This window comes from Citrobacter sp. Cpo148, assembly GCF_030332375.1.
Lineage (GTDB): Bacteria > Pseudomonadota > Gammaproteobacteria > Enterobacterales > Enterobacteriaceae > Citrobacter > Citrobacter portucalensis.
The window spans coordinates 419,377-436,105 of record NZ_JAOWHY010000046.1 but is presented as its reverse complement, the minus strand read 5'-3'; the positions used below and the strand labels follow the sequence as shown (position 1 = coordinate 436,105).

The 16,729-nt window shown below is 52.4% G+C and carries 17 protein-coding genes and 1 pseudogene; 15 read left to right on the top strand and 3 right to left on the bottom strand.

Annotated elements, in window-relative coordinates:
• Window positions 1-35: 35 nt before the first annotated feature.
• The 12 genes and pseudogenes from OGY10_RS17000 to OGY10_RS16945 all read left to right on the top strand — a co-directional run bounded on the left by OGY10_RS17000 (window position 36) and on the right by OGY10_RS16945 (window position 9,096).
• Window positions 36-854: a GNAT family N-acetyltransferase gene (locus OGY10_RS17000; protein ID WP_072420582.1), complete on the top strand. Its 819-nt coding sequence runs from the start codon at window positions 36-38 to the stop codon at window positions 852-854.
• Window positions 855-894: 40 nt separating this feature from the next.
• A complete protein-coding gene (locus tag OGY10_RS16995; protein WP_072420665.1) occupies window positions 895-1,467 on the top strand; it encodes a DUF1349 domain-containing protein in 573 nt (190 codons plus the stop codon).
• 38 nt (window positions 1,468-1,505) lie between these two features.
• The gene (locus OGY10_RS16990) at window positions 1,506-2,762 is read left to right on the top strand and encodes a multidrug efflux MFS transporter MdtM (protein ID WP_072420583.1); all 1,257 of its coding nucleotides are present in this window, start codon (window positions 1,506-1,508) and stop codon (window positions 2,760-2,762) included.
• Window positions 2,763-2,786: 24 nt separating this feature from the next.
• Window positions 2,787-3,179, top strand: coding sequence for a VOC family protein (locus OGY10_RS16985; RefSeq protein WP_072420584.1), 393 nt, complete (start codon window positions 2,787-2,789; stop codon window positions 3,177-3,179).
• Between the two features lie 132 nt (window positions 3,180-3,311).
• Window positions 3,312-3,788 (top strand): GNAT family N-acetyltransferase, encoded by a 477-nt coding sequence (locus tag OGY10_RS16980; RefSeq protein ID WP_072420585.1) that lies wholly within the window; start codon window positions 3,312-3,314, stop codon window positions 3,786-3,788.
• A 339-nt stretch (window positions 3,789-4,127) separates the two neighbouring features.
• Window positions 4,128-4,385, top strand: coding sequence for a YjhX family toxin (locus tag OGY10_RS16975; RefSeq protein ID WP_072420586.1), 258 nt, complete (start codon window positions 4,128-4,130; stop codon window positions 4,383-4,385).
• A gap of 10 nt (window positions 4,386-4,395) precedes the next feature.
• Window positions 4,396-6,033, top strand: coding sequence for a class I SAM-dependent methyltransferase (locus OGY10_RS16970; protein ID WP_072420587.1), 1,638 nt, complete (start codon window positions 4,396-4,398; stop codon window positions 6,031-6,033).
• 127 nt (window positions 6,034-6,160) lie between these two features.
• The gene (locus OGY10_RS16965; protein WP_063444322.1) at window positions 6,161-6,412 is read left to right on the top strand and encodes a zinc ribbon domain-containing protein; all 252 of its coding nucleotides are present in this window, start codon (window positions 6,161-6,163) and stop codon (window positions 6,410-6,412) included.
• A 64-nt stretch (window positions 6,413-6,476) separates the two neighbouring features.
• The gene (locus OGY10_RS16960; protein WP_063444323.1) at window positions 6,477-6,698 is read left to right on the top strand and encodes a VOC family protein; all 222 of its coding nucleotides are present in this window, start codon (window positions 6,477-6,479) and stop codon (window positions 6,696-6,698) included.
• 143 nt (window positions 6,699-6,841) lie between these two features.
• A pseudogene (locus OGY10_RS16955) lies at window positions 6,842-7,330 on the top strand (carboxymuconolactone decarboxylase family protein); the annotation flags it as partial.
• Window positions 7,331-7,339: 9 nt separating this feature from the next.
• Window positions 7,340-7,924, top strand: a complete 585-nt coding sequence (locus OGY10_RS16950; RefSeq protein ID WP_072420588.1) for a flavodoxin — start codon at window positions 7,340-7,342, stop codon at window positions 7,922-7,924.
• 107 nt (window positions 7,925-8,031) lie between these two features.
• Window positions 8,032-9,096 carry an alpha/beta hydrolase gene (locus OGY10_RS16945; protein WP_072420589.1) on the top strand — a complete coding sequence of 355 codons (1,065 nt, stop codon included), beginning with the start codon at window positions 8,032-8,034 and terminating at the stop codon, window positions 9,094-9,096.
• A 73-nt stretch (window positions 9,097-9,169) separates the two neighbouring features.
• Here the strand turns inward: OGY10_RS16945 and OGY10_RS16940 are convergent, their stop codons facing one another.
• Window positions 9,170-10,342: an MFS transporter gene (locus OGY10_RS16940; protein WP_063444326.1), complete on the bottom strand. Its 1,173-nt coding sequence runs from the start codon at window positions 10,340-10,342 to the stop codon at window positions 9,170-9,172.
• 84 nt (window positions 10,343-10,426) lie between these two features.
• On the opposite strand from OGY10_RS16940, the gene OGY10_RS16935 reads away from it, so the two are divergent.
• Complete coding sequence (locus tag OGY10_RS16935; RefSeq protein ID WP_087050470.1) at window positions 10,427-10,927, top strand: Lrp/AsnC family transcriptional regulator; 501 nt, start codon at window positions 10,427-10,429, stop codon at window positions 10,925-10,927.
• On the opposite strand, the gene OGY10_RS16930 is transcribed toward OGY10_RS16935, so the two are convergent.
• Together OGY10_RS16930 and OGY10_RS16925 are read right to left on the bottom strand one after the other, a co-directional pair.
• Entirely contained in the window at window positions 10,924-12,051 is a 1,128-nt protein-coding gene (locus OGY10_RS16930; RefSeq protein WP_063444327.1) for an MFS transporter, read from the bottom strand. The two genes, OGY10_RS16935 and OGY10_RS16930, sit on opposite strands and share 4 nt — an antisense overlap.
• A gap of 141 nt (window positions 12,052-12,192) precedes the next feature.
• Window positions 12,193-13,251, bottom strand: a complete 1,059-nt coding sequence (locus OGY10_RS16925) for an alpha/beta hydrolase (protein ID WP_131797909.1) — start codon at window positions 13,249-13,251, stop codon at window positions 12,193-12,195.
• A gap of 263 nt (window positions 13,252-13,514) precedes the next feature.
• Here OGY10_RS16925 and OGY10_RS16920 point away from each other — a divergent pair, with 263 nt between their 5' ends.
• Together OGY10_RS16920 and OGY10_RS16915 are read left to right on the top strand one after the other, a co-directional pair.
• Window positions 13,515-14,399 (top strand): LysR family transcriptional regulator, encoded by an 885-nt coding sequence (locus OGY10_RS16920; protein WP_063444329.1) that lies wholly within the window; start codon window positions 13,515-13,517, stop codon window positions 14,397-14,399.
• Window positions 14,400-14,701: 302 nt separating this feature from the next.
• Window positions 14,702-16,681, top strand: a complete 1,980-nt coding sequence (locus OGY10_RS16915; protein ID WP_072420591.1) for an alkyl/aryl-sulfatase — start codon at window positions 14,702-14,704, stop codon at window positions 16,679-16,681.
• The last annotated feature ends 48 nt before the right edge of the window (window positions 16,682-16,729 follow it).

The following is a 16,729-nucleotide window of genomic DNA, read 5'->3' as shown; positions in this document are numbered from 1 at the left end:
GTAGCTCCCGGTAACCGCAATGGAGAGCTTTATCTATGACCGTTATTCCGGTATCAGCCCTTGAATGCAGCATTACTGAGCTGTGCCGTATTCTTGCAGACAGCTTTAATGAATCATTGACTCCGTTTGCGTTGCCACCGGAAATGTTTGCCTCACGTTTCATTTCAGAAGGACTCAGCCTTGAAGACTCGTTTGTCTGGCTGGTCAATGATAACCCGGCGGCAATAGCCATCGTAACCCGCAGAATGGACAAAGCGCGTCTGGCAGCATTTGGTGTGTTGCCTGAGTACCGGAGCCAGGGACTGGCAAAACAGATGCTTACTCCTCTGTTTACCTCCTTAAAAGAGAAAAAGTTATCCAGCGTGAGGCTGGAAGTGATGCGCGAAAATACCGGGGCAATCGCTCTCTATCACGCGCTCGGTTTTCAGGTTCGCCGACATCTGTGCAAATACCGGGGAGATCCACAGTCTCGTCCGGAAATACCTTCAGGGGATATGGAATCCAAGACTGCTGATGACTTCCTGCGTACCGTCTGGTCTGCACCAGATGATGATCTTCCCTGGCTGGCTGGCCCCCTGCAGCTCTTGTCTATTCCCTGCGACATCCTCAGGGATAACGAACATGCATGGTGTGCTGTCGCGGAGTTCATGGGACAACCTCAGCTCCGCTGTTTGTTTGTGGAACCGGTGTATCGTTACCAGGGACGGGCTAAAAGAATGCTTCAGAAAATCAATGCCAGATGGCCTGGCATAGGTACATCAGCCGCGATCCCAGAAACGCTGGCACCATTATTTACTGCGGCGGGTTATCAGGCTGAACCGTTATGCCAGTTTGAAATGGAACTGACATTTTAAACTATCGTTATGCTGCATTCCGCATGACAGGAGAACAATGATGAGTTGCAAGTTTGAATGGATCAATGAGCCCGCCGTATGGTGCTACGAAAATAACGCCCTGTCGGTAATCACAGATGAGCATACTGATTTCTGGTGCCGTACCTGGTACGGGTTTGAGCGTTTTACCGGCCACATCTACGCTACTGATGTAACAGGTGATTTTACTTTTCAGGTCAGGATCCGCGCAAACTTCACCACACTCTATGACCAGGCCGGAATTATGATTCTCTCTGACGAACAGCACTGGCTCAAAGCTGGCATCGAATTCAACGATGGCACACCTGCAATCGGGAGTGTACTCACGCAGGGATATTCCGACTGGGCTACAGGACTCTTTCCTGGGGATCCGAAGGAATTCTGGCTGCGTCTGACCCGTAAGAAAGATGCGTTACGATTGCAGTATTCCTCAGATGGACAGCACTGGCCATTACTTCGCTTATGTCATTTTCCCACGGGCCCAGTAAAAACGGGCGTCATGTGTTGTACACCTCAACGCCAGGGGTTGGAGGTAGAATTTCTTGATCTCAGACTGACTCCTGCGATGGATAAAGAACTGCACGATCTGAGTTGATTAAAATCAAAGGATTACAGAAAACGGAGAACCCGTTTATGAAGCCATTTTCAGGACGCCTTAGCAGATATGGCAGCTTTCTATTATTTCCACTGGCGATGATCATCTACGATTTTTCAGCCTACCTGACAACGGACCTTATTCAGCCGGGCGTCATTAACATTATAAATGAGCTACAGGCGGATGTGACGCTGGCTCCAGCATCAGTCAGTTTGTATATGGCAGGCGGACTGGCGCTACAGTGGCTCCTGGGGCCACTTTCCGATCGGATTGGCCGCCGCCCTGTCCTGCTCACTGGCGCATTGATCTTTTCCCTTGCCAGCCTGAGCATGCTGTTTGTCACCTCGATCGAACAATACTTCGTCGCCCGCTTTATTCAGGGCACCAGCATCTGTTTTATCTCAACCGTGGGTTACGTCTCAATTCAGGAGGCGTTTGGTGAAATGGATTCCATCAGGATCATGGCTGCGCTGACATCTATTGTTCTGCTCGCCCCAGTTATCGGGCCTGTGGCCGGCGCTGCGCTGATGGCGTTCATTCACTGGAAACTGCTCTTTGCCATCATCGGTGTGTTTGGTCTGGTAGCATGGTTCTTACTACTGTACAAAATGCCGGAAACAGTTATATCTCAGGGAAGAGAATTCAGACCGGGTGAAGTACTGTCAGATTTCATCGCGGCATTTCGCCATCCCTTGGTGCTGACCGGCTCACTGGCAGTCGCTTTTGGCAACCTGCCCATCATCACCTGGGTGGCGCTCTCACCCGTGATCCTGATTGAGCATGGGGGTATGTCTCCCGGAACCTATGCCTGGACACAGGTGCCCGTGTTTAGTGGGATCATTATCGCCAGTGCGATCGTAGCGAATTTTATCAAAGACCCGACTTCACCGCGTTTTATCTGGGGTACTGTCCCGATACAGCTTGCTGGCTTGCTGACTTTGCTGGTCGGCAACCTGCTATGGCCACACGTCTGGCTATGGTCAGTACTGGGAACGAGCTTTTATGCCCTGGGTATTGGACTGCTCTATCCGGTGCTGTTTCGCTTCACACTCTTTTCTCATAACCTGCCAAAAGGCACCGTTTCTGCCACGCTGAATATTCTGGCGCTCGGCATAATTGCCCTTAGCATTGAAATAACCCGCTGGGTTTACTTCCATGCCGGCGGAAGGATTGCTTTCCATGGCGCGGCGCTGCTGGCCGGTATAGCCGTCATCATATCAGTCGCCCGCCTGCTTAAACTGCGTGAGCAGCATCAGAGCCAGTCAGAATCACCGGTAGGCTGTCAGGAACAATAATACAAAAGTGAGTAAGGAGGGTTTATGTTTTCTTATGTGATGCTGGGTACTAACGATCTACCACGTGCCATCCGATTCTACGATCCGTTGATGGAATTGCTTGGGCATCCTAAGGCAGGCCGGAATGAAGAAGGCGCATCCTGGGGGACGTTCAGCAATAACCATACCATCGGATTGTGCGTCGGCAGACCCTTTAACCAACAACAAGCGGGCGTTGGTAATGGCACGATGGTCGCACTGAATACCCGCTCGTTTGAACACATCCAGCAGTTGTACGAACTTGCTATCAGTCTGGGCGCCAGGGATGAAGGTACACCGGGGCACAGGCCACAATACGGACAGGGATTCCATAGTGCCTATGTACGCGATCCGGACGGGAATAAGCTGGCGTTTGTGTTCTATGCCGATGAGGGTTGAACATCAAACTGACAGTTTTCGTGTTGTGTATGAAAGCGGCGACGCACCGGACATAGTCAGAGAGTAGCCGTCTGGCGGTGACTTTTGTGGTCGCTGAAACTGGGGCAGGAGAATCATTAAACAGGAAGTCTTATGCAAATAATATCGTCAAGATGCATCATTCGACCATTTCAGCCACACGAAATTGATAGTTTTATGGTGTATCGCAATGATGCTGAGTGGATGAAATATCAGGGATTTAAGGGGCTAACAAAAGAGGACTATGAATCAGCATTGCTGGGCGTTCTTACACTGACTCAGGGCATTCAATTGGCCATCGTCAACAAGCGGACGCAGGTTTTGATGGGTGATATCTATTTACGTCAGCAATGCGATGTATTTTGGCTCGGCTATACCATTAGCCCCGCTTATGCTCGCCAGGGATATGCATTTGAAGCCATTACCGCCACGATCGGCTGGATAAAAGAGAACGGTTTTTCACTCATCAAAGCCGGTGTGGATCCGGAAAATACCCCTTCAATAAAATTACTTATCAGGGCTGGCTTCCATTTTTCAGGCATCGAAGAGGGGGAGCATATTTATGCTCTGGATTTAACAAAAGGAGAATAACCTCCCGAGTGGAAAAGCCGATGAGGTCATTTCTGGCGTACTTCAACATGCATTTGTCAGTTTCATCTGCCTTTTTCAGTAAATGGGCTGGCGTTCGATTTCCGAAGTACATCACACTTTTTCTACTGAAACATATCCCTGCTAAAACTACGTGTTACTATTCGCTCCGTAAATACCTTTCAACTCTACCCGAGGCTTTGATGCTGGAGAATGTAATCATCCGATAATCAGCTCCCCGACCTTTTCAGGCCGGACTGATTATCAATGCGCCGAAATCGAATGCGGACACCGCTGTGTGTTTGCACGTTTTGCACATGATGATTAAACAGGTTTTCCAGTATGAATTTATCCCGTCAGGAACAACGTACCTTACACGTTCTCGCCAAAGGTGGTCGTATTGAGTACGTTCGTGATACGTCTGGCCGCGTCACCGCCGTTGAATGCTACACCCGCGAAGGGCTGTTGCTCACCGACTGCACCCTCGCCACCTTCAAAAAACTCAAAACCAAAAAACTGATCAAGTCCGTCAACGGTCAGCCCTACCGCATCAACACCACCGGGCTGAATAACGTTCGCGCACAGCTTGATAACCGCTAAGGAGAGCTTGATGGATATCAGCACCCTTATTTCCGCATCCCGACACATCCAGCTGTCGGCGGAGGAAAGCAAAATCCCCTGGGACGAACCGGCCTTCAGCCAGCGCATGCTGGCGAACCATTTGTCGCAGGATCACGACTGGGCCAGCCGCAGGCAGGAGGTCATTGAGCAGCAGGTCGAGTGGATCGCCAGTCAGTTATCCCCTGGCGCACATATCCTCGATCTTGGCTGCGGCCCCGGGTTTTATACCCACCGCTTAGCGGAGCGTGGATTTCACTGCACCGGCGTGGATTTCTCACCGGCATCTGTGAGCTGGGCACGTCAGCAGGCGCAAGATGCTGATTTGAACATCGACTATGTACAGCAGGATGTCCGCGCATACTGGCCGGATAAATCGTTCGATTTCATCATGATGACGTTCGGGGAACTGAATGTGTTCAGCACGGCAGATGCGCGCTCGCTCGTCAGCCGCTGCGCGCTGTGGCTGGAGCTGGGTAGCAGGCTGCTCGCTGAAGTCCATACTTTCGACGAAGTTAAGCGTCAGGGAATGGCGGAAGCGAGCTGGCAACGCTGTCCGGACGGGCTGTTTCTCGGCGTCCCTCATCTGCTGCTGACGGAACATGGCTGGGATGAAGAAGCACAAACCAGCTCAACGCAGTTCTGGGCCATAGAAGCAAACGGTCAAACCACCCGTTTCGGCAGCCAGATGACGGCCTGGCGCGATGATGAGTACGTCAGCCTGCTCGACAATGCCGGATTTACCCTGCTTCCTCCTCCTGAAAGCCACGACTGGCCAGTCAGCGAGACATTTGAAGGAAAGCTGTTTGCTCTGCTAGCCGAAAAAGCAAAAACCTCAGAGGAACGTCCTCTTAATACTCAACGCAATAAAAGGAATTCCACATTGGATATCCCACGTATTTTTACCATCAGTGAAAGCGAACACCGCATCCACAACCCGTTCACCGAAGAGAAGTACGCCACGCTGGGCCGTGTGCTGCGCATGAAACCGGAGACCCGCATTCTTGACCTCGGCAGCGGCTCGGGCGAGATGCTCTGCACCTGGGCCAGGGATCATGGCATTACGGGGACTGGCATCGACATGAGTTCGCTCTTCACCGCGCAGGCAAAGCGACGCGCGGAAGAACTCGGCGTCAGCGAACGCGTACATTTTATTCATAACGATGCGGCCGGTTACGTCGCCAATGAGAAATGTGACGTGGCAGCCTGCGTCGGCGCGACATGGATTGCCGGTGGCTTTGCCGGGACGGTCGAACTGCTGGCGCAGAGCCTTAAACCGGGTGGGATCATGCTCATCGGTGAACCCTATTGGCGTCAGCTCCCCGCAACGGACGAGATAGCCAAGGCCTGTGGCGTCAGCTCGACGACCGATTTTCTGACGCTACCAGGGCTTGTGAGTGCTTTCGATGAACTCGGCTACGACGTGGTGGAAATGGTACTTGCAGACCAGGAAGGCTGGGACCGGTATGAAGCCGCGAAATGGCTGACCATGCGCCGCTGGCTGGAGGCCAATCCTGACGACGACTTCGCCGCCGAAGTCAGGGCCGAGTTAAACATCGCGCCAAAACGCCACGTAACTTACGCGCGGGAATACTTTGGCTGGGGCGTGTTCGCGCTCATCGCCAGGTAACAACAGGTTCCCGGTATTTCTGACCGGAGATACCGGGGGCTTCGCCTTTGCTTTGATCTGATGCATCACCTGCACAATACATATTCTGTATATTTATCAATCAGGACATCACCATAAGGAGCATCATATGTCACAACATGAACAGTTCTGTCAGGCTTGCGGAATGCCGATGTCCGCACCCGATGCACACAGTGCCAGTAATCAATATTGCGCGTACTGCAGCGACAGCAACGGCAATCTTAAACCTTGGGAAGAGGCGGTATCAGGCCTGGCCAGCTTCCTTGATTCCTGGCAAAAAGTCGGCCCGGAAGAAGCACAGAAGCGAGCAAAACGTTACCTGACGGCAATGCCAGCCTGGGCTCATAAAGCAGATGAATGAAAAACAAAGCCTGAGTGATTTAGGCTGGCTATCTTCACTCCCCTAATTCCATAAAGGAGAGCAGATGTTTTCTTACATTATGCCTGGGACGAATGACCTGTCACGCGCCATTACATTTTACGATCCGCTGATGGATATGCTGGCATATCCTCGCGGCGGCACGGACGAGGGAGCACTAGGCCTGCGTCCGCATTTCGGCGAGGGTTTCTACAGCGCTTACGTCAAAGGCCACGATGGCAACAAGCTAGCATTCGTAAATTACACCGCACAATTCTTAGAACGATAATTCGGGGGCCTTCGCGCCCCCATCTAAAACTGAACCCATCCTGCAGATTTCAGAGAAGCATTGAACGAGTTGATAAATGCCGAGATGTCTGACTGTTTTTATGCCAGAACTCCATAGTATGACAACCGCAGCACTATCCCCCTCTCATCCCCTTTACGGGCTTCCCCCGTAGCCTGAATGCGCTTAGTGAACTGATGAAGGTCGTCGAAGCACGTAAACAACGTGGCATCGAAGACATTGAGGGTAAAGAACCGGTTGCCCCGGTCTCTGTCGGGGATGAGCTTCGCCGCATCGGTACCGCAAACCAGACAAAAATCTCAGGCGCTCCCGTCCAGGGCCCGCTGTTTGATTTTGCTCCGGTGATTAACCAGTTCCTGCAAACGCACCTTTTCGGCGACATTTTCGCCCGTGATAACCTCGACTGGCAAAGCCGCGAGCTGGCAACGGTTGGCGCATTAGCGGCCACGCCGGGTGTCGAATCACAACTGCTGTCGCATACGCGAGCAAGCATGCGGGTCGGCCTGACGGCGTCGCAGCTGCGCCAGCTGGCACAGGTTCTGCGTGAACATGGCGAAAATGATGCAGCAACGCGAGCTGAAAAGGCGCTGCAGCAGGCGCTCGCAAACAATTAGGAGTGGATTATGGAGCATGATCCCAGCCGCAGAATGTTAATCACCGCACTTGCCGGGCTTACGCTGGCGAACGTTTCTTTTGCATCAGCTGCGACCGGAACCGCAAACGTGCAGGGTAAAAGCCGTGTTCTGGTGGCGTACTTTTCCCGCAGCGGAAATACACGAGTCATTGCTGGCGTCATTCACCGCAGCCTGAATACCGATCTGTTTGAAATCGAACCGGCTACGCCTTATCCAGAAGACTATTTTCAGACAGTTGAACAGGCGAAAAATGAGCGTGAGCGGGGCGTAAAACCGGCATTAAAAAATAGCGTTGCAGATATCTCACGCTACGAGACCGTGTATTTAGGCTTTCCGATCTGGGGGAACAGCGTGCCGCCTGTAGTGCAAGCATTTCTCAGCAGCCACAACCTTGCGGGCAAATTACTCATCCCCTTTATTACTCACGGTGGCTACGGTAAAGGAGACAGCGACGACATCCTTGCCAGTCTCGCCCCAACTGTGCGTCGGGAAAAACCGCTGGTCATTGAATGCGACCAGGAGCGAAGAACCACTGAAACGGTAACAAGTTGGTTAGAGACAATACGCAGTTAATCGTCCGCATTCATGAGTCTGCCAAATAAGGGCAATCAGGGGTGCTAAATAATTAACGCTGACTACTCAGATATGATTGAACGGCAAACATAACAGAGGATGTAATCTTGAAGACAATCTTAAAAACGCTGGCCATCTGCGTGATGGCGGGTGGCCTGATGGCTCAGTCGGTATACGCCGAGCCGCTGGTCATTCAGGAACAGGGAAGCTTTTCTGCTGGTGGCACTATCATCACCGCACCAGGAACATTTGATGCAAAAAAGCCGCTGGATTCAGCTGGCCAAACCTATCATGGCGATCATGCCTCAGTGTTCTACCAAATCCCGGAGAATCCGCATAAATACCCTATCGTCATGCTGCACGGCGCAGGTCAGTTCTCCCGTACCTGGGAAAGTACCCCGGATGGTCGCGAAGGGTTCCAGAACATTTTCCTGCGTCGCGGGTTCTCAACTTATCTTGTCGATCAGCCGCGTCGGGGCAGCGCCGGACGCACTACTGTAGAAGGTACTGTTACGCCTAAGCCGGATGAACAGATGTGGTTCAATCAGTTCCGCGTTGGCGTGTGGCCAGAGTATTTTAAGGGCGTTCAGTTCTCTCACGACAAAGAAGCACTGAATCAGTATTTCCGTCAGATGACCCCAAATACCGGGCCGTTTGATATCAATGTTATCTCTGATGCGATGTCCGCCGTCGTGGATAAATCCGGCCCGGCAATCCTCTTCACCCACTCTCAGGGTGGCGGACCAGGCTGGTATACGGCGATGAAAAATGACAAGGTCAAAGCCATCGTCGCCTTCGAGCCTGGCAGCAGCTTTGTCTTCCCGGAAAAAGAACTCCCAGCCCCTATGCCAAGCGCGTTCGACACGCTGAAGGGTGAACCAGTGCCGATGGAGCAGTTTATGGCTCTGACCAAAATCCCGATTCTGATTATTTACGGCGATAACATACCGGATAAACCTGTCGCCATGCCCGCGCAGGACAGCTGGCGCGTACGCCTTGCAATGGCTCGCGAATGGCGTGATGTGGTGAACAAGCATGGCGGGGATGTCACGGTGACGCATCTGCCTGAAGTGGGAATCAAAGGGAATACCCACTTCCCGTTCTCTGATCTCAATAATGTGCAGATTGCTGACCTGGTGAGTCAGTTTTTGAAAGAGAAAAATCTGCAGTAGCCGTTTTAGAAAATCACCTAAATCATTTAAAAGAGCGCCCAACACATAGTGGGCGCTCATCGCCTTGTGTAACTTATTCAAGTACCGGCAAAATATAACCTTTACGCGCACTTTGCCATGCAAGAACAGCGAGGCCCAACGCAATGAAGGACAGAATTGCGCCCGCCCAGTTCGGAGAAGCCAGTCCAAAACCCGCAGCAATGGTTACCCCACCGGCCCATGCCCCCAGCGCATTTCCCAGATTAAACATGCCGATATTGACCGAGGCCGCCATTGTCGGGGCTCCCGCATGGCTGGCGCGCTCCATAACCAGTTTCTGAATCGGTGAGACCGTCGCGAAGCCGAAGGCCGCCATCAGGAAGACTGAGATGCCGGCAACCCACTGGCTTTCAACACCCGCCCAGAAGACCAGCAGCACCAACCCCTGAGCCGCGAGGGTAACGAACAGCGTGCCAAACAGAGAGCGGTCAGCGAAGCGTCCACCAATCCAGTTACCGACAGCAAGTCCCAGACCAAACAGCACCATTAACCCTGCCACGCCGCCTGAGGAGAAACCGGCCTCCTGCACCATCATTGGCGCAATATAGGTAATCGAGGTGAAAAAGGCGGCCGGACCGAAAATCGTGATCCCCATGACCAGCAGCACCTGCGGGTCAACAAAGGCTCTCAGTTCGTTGCGTAAAGCAATCGCTTTGCCTTTCGCAATATGCGGAACCAGCACGGCTATGCTTGCCATCGTCAGCACCCCGATACCAGCAATGATCCAGAATACCAGCCGCCAGCTAAAGGTTTGCGCAAGCCACGTACCCGCCGGAACGCCAAGCAGATTGGCTAACGTCAGCCCCGAAAACATAAAGGCAATGGCGCTTGCCTGGCGTCCGGGCGCCACCAGCGATGCGGCAATAATCGAGCCGATACCAAAAAAGGCACCGTGATTAAAAGAGGTAATAATACGACCGACAATTGCTATCGCCATCGTCGGCGCGATGGCCGTAATGATATTACCGACCGTAAAAATACCCGCCAGCGTAATCAGCATGGCCTTGCGGGGGATCCTCGCGCCAATAATCGTTAACAGCGGTGCACCAATAAATACGCCCAGCGCGTATGACGTCGCCATCATTCCCGCCTTCGGGATACTGACGCTAAATTCTGCTGCGATTTGTGGCAGGATCCCGGCGATGACAAATTCCGTCAGGCCGATACCAAATGCGCCCACGGCGAGGGCGAAAAGTGCGATAGGCATTGCAACTCCATTATTCGTTTTATGGCTTAATAATATTAGGTAGAATTAAGTATATTCATATTTTCATTCAGATTGAGAAGCCCTATGAGCGCATTTGATAAAGAAAAAGATGGTATTCGTCAGACAAGACATAAACCGGCGGAATTGGATGCCATTGACCGAAAAATATTAAGTGCCCTGGCAGAGGATGCAGGACGCAGCTACACGGAATTGAGTGAGATTGTGAACTTATCAGCCCCGGCGGTTCACGATCGCGTAAAACGACTGAAGCGCGATGGGGTGATCAAGGGTACCGTGGCGGTCCTGGATGGCTGCAAGCTGGGACGGACGCTGTTAACGTTTCTGGTTATCGACACCAGTAGCTATCAGGCGACGCGCGCCCTTTTGCAGTTCACCAGCCGCAAGGAGGTGGAAGAATTGCATACCGTTGCCGGCGACGGCTGCGTCTTTATCAAAGTACGCGCCGCCGATACCGAATCGCTGGAAAATTTCCTGATGGAGATTCAGAGCCTTGAGGGCGTACGTTCCGTACGCAGCTATATTGCGCTTTCCACTTTTCTGGAGCGCGGGCCCTCGCCGGATTAACGCGCACCGGCCTTCTGGCGTGCTGTAAAAAAGGTCAGTACGCCCGCGCAAAGGAGCAGCACGCTACTCATGGCAAACGTGCTCTGCCAACCGAGGTGGTCAAACACGATGCCTCCTGCCGTTGATCCAAGGGCGATGGAGAGCTGAATCACCGCGACCATGAGCCCGCCTCCGGCTTCTGCGTTATCAGGCAACGTACGCGCAATCCATGTCCACCATCCGGTTGGCGCAGCGGTGGCCAGCATGCCCCAGAGCCCTAACAGCAACGAAACCGTCCAGACCAGATGCCCGGTCAGCATCAGGCCGATGGCAATGACGGCCATCAACCCAGGTATGGCCATCAGCGTAGGGTAGAATTTTCTGTTGAGGAATGTCGAAACAACCAGCGTGCCGATAAAACCGGCTACGCCGATAATCAGCAAAATCAACGACAAGCCTGAGGAATCAACCCGCGTCACGGTCTCCAGGAACGGGCGCACATAGGTAAATAGCGTAAACTGGCCCATGAAAAACAGGCCGCAGGCCAGCATGCCAACCGCAACCACGCGGCGGCTAAGTATGCGGAATACATCGCCAGGTGACGTGCGGCTTTTATTCGCATCCATACTGGGCAGGCTGATGCACTGCCAGATAAAGGCGACCACCGCGATGGGCACCAGGCACAAGTAAGCGCCTCGCCATCCGACCGTGGCACCCAGATAGCTTCCCAGCGGCGCGGCCACGACCGTCGCCAGCGCATTACCGGCATTAAAAATCGCCAGCGCACGCGTGACCTGTTGCTGCGGCACCAGACGAATCGCCGTTGCCGCAGACATCGACCAGAATCCGCCAATCGCCATACCGATCATCGCGCGACCGATCATATACATCAGATAACTGGAAGCCAGCGCAATAATAAGCCCCGATACGGCCATCAGAACCGTCATTCCCAGCAGCAGGAATTTACGATTCATCTTTCCTGCTAGCGTTGAAAGCGTCAGGCTGGTCAGAACCGCCAGTGCGCCGGAGATAGCAATCCCCTGCCCAGCCAACCCCTCCGTCACGCCTAAATCGCGGGCAATCGGCGTGAGCAGGCTGACGGGCATAAATTCAGAAGCAATCAGCACAAACACGCACAGGGTCATGGCAAAAATACCGCCCCAGTATGCGCGCTGATGATGAGGTGATGGTGTTTGGTTTAGCGTCGACATAGTGAAATTTCACGAAGGCCAGGATAAAAGCCACCAGCCAGAGGCCGGTGGCTTTGCATCAATTCAGGAGAGGGTTTATTTCAGTTTGGTCTGGAAAAATTGTTCGAATTTCGCGAAAGGTATTTTTCCGGCCACGTTATCGTACAGATCCACGTGATTTGCCCCAGGCACCACCACCAGCTCTTTGTCTTTACTACCGACCGCCTTGTAAGCATCTTCAGCAAAATAGCGTGAATGCGCTTTTTCACCAGTCACAATCAGCGTCGGGATGGTGATTTCACTGGCGTAGCTCAGCAGCGGCATATTCATAAATGATAGCGGCATCGTTGCCGTCCACGCCCCGGTCGAGTTAACGGAACGTTCGTGGAAGCCGCGCGGCATGCGATAGTAGTCAAAGAACTCTTTCAGTACCGGATGTGGATTTGCCGGCAGCGTTTCTGGCAGAACGCGCTCGCCCGCGCTGACCTTGCCGTTGCTGTCGACGCTAATATCATGAGCACCGTGTGCGAACGTGCCGCTCTGCGCATCCTTCCAGCGCTGTTCATTCAGATATTGCAGAACAGCACGACGGTCGGCGGTGGAATAACGGTCTTTGCCATCCCCCACACCATGGCCCATCGCCCGGCTCATGTCGTACATCACGCTGGTAGCCACCGCTTTAACGCGGGTATCCATCGCGGCATCGTTCAGCGCCATGCCGCCCCAGCCACAAATACCGAGCAGCCCGATACGGTTGCGATCCACCTCTTTTTGCAGTCCTAAGAAATCCACCGCCGCGCTGAAATCTTCAGTGTTGATATCCGGTGAGGCGACGTTTCGCGGATAGCCGCCGCTTTCCCCGGTGTAAGAAGGATCGAACGCCAGGGTAACAAACCCTTGTTCCGCCAGCGTCTGCGCATACAGGCCGCTGGATTGCTCTTTCACCGCGCCAAATGGCCCACTGACCGCAATCGCCGCCAGCTTGCGATCGCCACGGTCTTTAGGCAGGTAAAGATCGCCCACTAAGGTGATGCCATATCGGTTCGGGAACGAGACTTTACGATGTTCGACTTTCTGGCTCTCGGCGAACGTTTTATCCCATTTATCTGTCATGGACACAGAGGCATTAGGATTGGTTGAATCAGCATAACTCATTGTCGTGACTCCACTTAATGATGCGAATAACAGCATGGCCGGCATCGCGGTTTTTAGCGTTCGGGTGAAGGCTTTCATAAAAATCCCCATAAAAAACAACAGAGAGATACAGGTTTCCGACGGACAACGCTGCGGTGCTTTGCTTTGATGGGGTCATTATAGTGAGCAGAATTAGTGCTGATTAGGGGGCGATTACTGCTAAGATTGATATCATATTGTTATAAATTAATACTGAATTTGCTGTCATTCCGGGGGATTTTTCAATGGCGAAAAGGGAGAACTACAACGAGCTGTACCTGTTTATGCAGGTGGTGCGGGAAGGCAGCTTTACCGCAGCGGCTCAGCGGCTGGGGCTTGCTCAGTCAGGAGTCAGCCGTTCTGTTCGCGAGCTTGAAGAAAGGCTGGGCGTCCAGCTGCTGGTGCGCACCACGCGTAAACTATCGCTGACGCAAGCAGGCGAGCAGCTCTACCAGAAGACGGCATCTGGATTTGATACGTTAGATCTTGGGCTTGCCACGCTGGCGCACTATCGAGAGACGCCCTCCGGTACGGTACGTATCAATGCCAGCCAGCACGCGATTGATAAATGCCTGCTGCCAAAGCTGGCGGTATTTAAACAGCGCTATCCTGATATCAGACTGGAACTGATGAATGAGAGCCGGTTCGTCGATATCATCGAAGAGCGATTCGATGCTGGTGTCCGTCTGGGGCCTGAAGTCGGCCAGGGCATGGTCGCGGTGCGCATCACGCCCGATATGGAGATGGCGATTGTGGGGACTCCGGAACATTTTCGTCGCTATGGTTTTCCGCAAACCCCGACTGATTTAAAGGCACATCCCTGTATCGCCTATCAGTTTGCCGACGGCAGCGTATACCAGTGGGAACTCAATCAGGATGATAAAAAAATTACCCACCGGCCTGAAGGGCAATGGGCCCTATCCGACAGCTATATGGAAGCAGAAGCCGCCCGGCTGGGCCTCGGGTTAGCCTATGTCCCTGTTGAACTGGTCGACGATGATTTAGAACACGGTAAGCTTATCAGGGTATTACAGCGTTACAGCCTGCGAATGGAAGGATTGTTTCTCTATTACCCTCATCGCAACGTCTCCCCCGCCCTGCGGATGGTCATTGATACATTGAAAATCTGAACGTTAACAACGACCGACTCTTCACTGTACAAAATTGTGTCAGGTAGTCCCTCTGCTTTCATTTCCAAGGTCTGCTTTGAGCGAGCAGCGGACGTATTTCACTTGCTAAAAGAGTTAGAAACCTACAGTCGTACAAACATAATTTATTTGTATCCATAAGTGGCGAAATGTAACTCCTTGGTTATATTTAAAAAATGAAAATGGTAAGCGGCCATTTTAATTATTTGAATTAATGAATGATTTCCAGAAGTAATTATTCGAAAAGACTGAGTCGTTAGAAGGTTTACACATGAGGGGTACAAATGAGACTTAAGTTGATCGTCAAAAGTCTTGCACTGGCAGGGTTACTTTCCTCCACTGCACTGACACCTTTGTTCGCGCAGGAAGCACCAAAAGGTGCCACCGCATCAACAAAGCAAGCCAACGATGCACTTTATAACCAGCTTCCTTTTTCTGATAACACCGATTTCACGAATGCTCACAAAGGCTTTATCGCCGCTTTACCTCAGGACGTGATTAAAGGCGAGCAGGGAAATGTTATCTGGAACCCGCAACAGTATGCATTTATCAAAGAAGGGGAAAAATCCCCTGACACTGTAAACCCGAGCCTCTGGCGACAGTCTCAGTTGATCAACATCAGCGGTCTGTTTGAAGTGACTGAGGGCGTTTACCAGATCCGTAACCTCGACTTATCCAACATGACCATCATTGAGGGTAAAGAAGGTATTACCGTCGTTGACCCGCTGGTTTCAGCGGAAACAGCAAAAGTCGGCATGGATTTGTACTTCAAAAATCGCGGCAATAAACCTGTTGTCGCCATCATTTACACTCACAGCCATGTTGACCACTACGGCGGCGTGCGTGGTGTGGTTGATGAAGCGGATGTGAAATCCGGGAAGGTAAAAGTTTATGCGCCAGCAGGCTTCATGGAAGCAGCGGTCGCGGAAAACATTATGGCGGGCAATGTCATGAGCCGCCGTGCCAGCTATATGTATGGCAACCTCCTGAAACCTGAAGCCACCGGCCAGGTCGGCGCGGGTCTGGGCACCACCACCTCAGCGGGTACCGTGACGCTGATTGCCCCCACCAACATCATTGAAAAAGATGGTCAGAAGGAAGTCATTGATGGTCTGACTTATGACTTCATGCTGGCACCGGGTTCAGAAGCCCCGTCTGAAATGCTGTGGTATATCGAAGAGAAGAAACTCATCGAAGCCGCAGAGGATGTGACTCACACTCTGCACAATACTTATTCCCTGCGCGGCGCGAAAATTCGTGAACCGCTGCCCTGGTCGAAATACATCAACGAAGCCATTGTGCGTTGGGGTGACAAAGCCGAAATCATTATGGCTCAGCACCACTGGCCGACCTGGGGTAACGAAAACGTGGTTGGCCTGCTGAAAAGCCAGCGTGACCTGTATCGTTATATCAACGACCAGACCCTGCGCATGGCCAACGAAGGCCTGACACGCGATGAAATTGCAGCCAACTTCAAACTACCGGACAGCCTGGCAAAAACCTGGGCTAACCGCGGCTATTACGGCTCCATCAGCCACGATGTGAAAGCGACCTATGTGCTGTATCTCGGCTGGTACGATGGCAACCCGGCAACGCTTGATGAATTACCACCGGAAGAAGCGGCTAAGAAATTTGTTGAATACATGGGCGGTGCCGATGCGATTCTTCAGAAAGCGAAAACCGACTTTGACCAGGGTAACTACCGTTGGGTTGCTCAGGTGGTAAGTAAGGTGGTGTTTGCCGATCCAAATAACCAGAATGCGCGTAACCTGGAAGCGGACGCACTGGAGCAACTGGGTTATCAGGCTGAGTCCGGCCCATGGCGTAACTTCTACCTGACCGGTGCTCAGGAGCTGCGCAATGGTGTGGTTAAAGGCCCGACGCCGAATACTGCAAGCCCGGATACCGTTCGTGCGATGACGCCTGAAATGTTCTTCGATTTCCTGGCGGTACATATCAACGGTGAAAAAGCCGGTAATGCCAAAGCGGTATTTAATATCGATCTCGGCAGCGACGGCGGCAAGTACAAGCTGGAGCTGGAAAACGGCGTACTGAATCATACGGCGAATGCTGAAGCTAAAGACGCCGATGCCACGATTGCTCTGAACCGTGACACGCTAAATAAAATCATCCTGAAAGAAGAAACTCTGAAGCAGGCTGAAGATAATGGCGAGGTTAAGGTCACAGGGAATGGTGCGAAGCTCGATGAGATGTTGGGCTATATGGACAAGTTTGAGTTCTGGTTCAATATCGTCACACCATAAATAAATCCCCTGCGGCGTCACGGCTGCAGGGGACTTACTTCAGGTAAT

Bases quoted from the DNA above. Each gene is read 5' to 3' on its own strand.
- OGY10_RS16915 (WP_072420591.1), top strand. From the start codon at position 14,702: ATGAGACTTAAGTTGATCGTCAAAAGTCTTGCACTGGCAGGGTTACTT.
- OGY10_RS16925 (WP_131797909.1), bottom strand. From the start codon at position 13,251: ATGAGTTATGCTGATTCAACCAATCCTAATGCCTCTGTGTCCATGACA.
- OGY10_RS16930 (WP_063444327.1), bottom strand. From the start codon at position 12,051: ATGACCCTGTGCGTGTTTGTGCTGATTGCTTCTGAATTTATGCCCGTC.
- OGY10_RS16965 (WP_063444322.1), top strand. From the start codon at position 6,161: ATGTCACAACATGAACAGTTCTGTCAGGCTTGCGGAATGCCGATGTCC.
- OGY10_RS16995 (WP_072420665.1), top strand. From the start codon at position 895: ATGAGTTGCAAGTTTGAATGGATCAATGAGCCCGCCGTATGGTGCTAC.
- OGY10_RS16990 (WP_072420583.1), top strand. From the start codon at position 1,506: ATGAAGCCATTTTCAGGACGCCTTAGCAGATATGGCAGCTTTCTATTA.
- OGY10_RS16920 (WP_063444329.1), top strand. From the start codon at position 13,515: ATGGCGAAAAGGGAGAACTACAACGAGCTGTACCTGTTTATGCAGGTG.
- OGY10_RS16935 (WP_087050470.1), top strand. From the start codon at position 10,427: ATGAGCGCATTTGATAAAGAAAAAGATGGTATTCGTCAGACAAGACAT.
- OGY10_RS17000 (WP_072420582.1), top strand. From the start codon at position 36: ATGACCGTTATTCCGGTATCAGCCCTTGAATGCAGCATTACTGAGCTG.
- OGY10_RS16960 (WP_063444323.1), top strand. From the start codon at position 6,477: ATGTTTTCTTACATTATGCCTGGGACGAATGACCTGTCACGCGCCATT.
- OGY10_RS16980 (WP_072420585.1), top strand. From the start codon at position 3,312: ATGCAAATAATATCGTCAAGATGCATCATTCGACCATTTCAGCCACAC.
- OGY10_RS16975 (WP_072420586.1), top strand. From the start codon at position 4,128: ATGAATTTATCCCGTCAGGAACAACGTACCTTACACGTTCTCGCCAAA.
- OGY10_RS16940 (WP_063444326.1), bottom strand. From the start codon at position 10,342: ATGCCTATCGCACTTTTCGCCCTCGCCGTGGGCGCATTTGGTATCGGC.
- OGY10_RS16950 (WP_072420588.1), top strand. From the start codon at position 7,340: ATGGAGCATGATCCCAGCCGCAGAATGTTAATCACCGCACTTGCCGGG.
- OGY10_RS16970 (WP_072420587.1), top strand. From the start codon at position 4,396: ATGGATATCAGCACCCTTATTTCCGCATCCCGACACATCCAGCTGTCG.
- OGY10_RS16985 (WP_072420584.1), top strand. From the start codon at position 2,787: ATGTTTTCTTATGTGATGCTGGGTACTAACGATCTACCACGTGCCATC.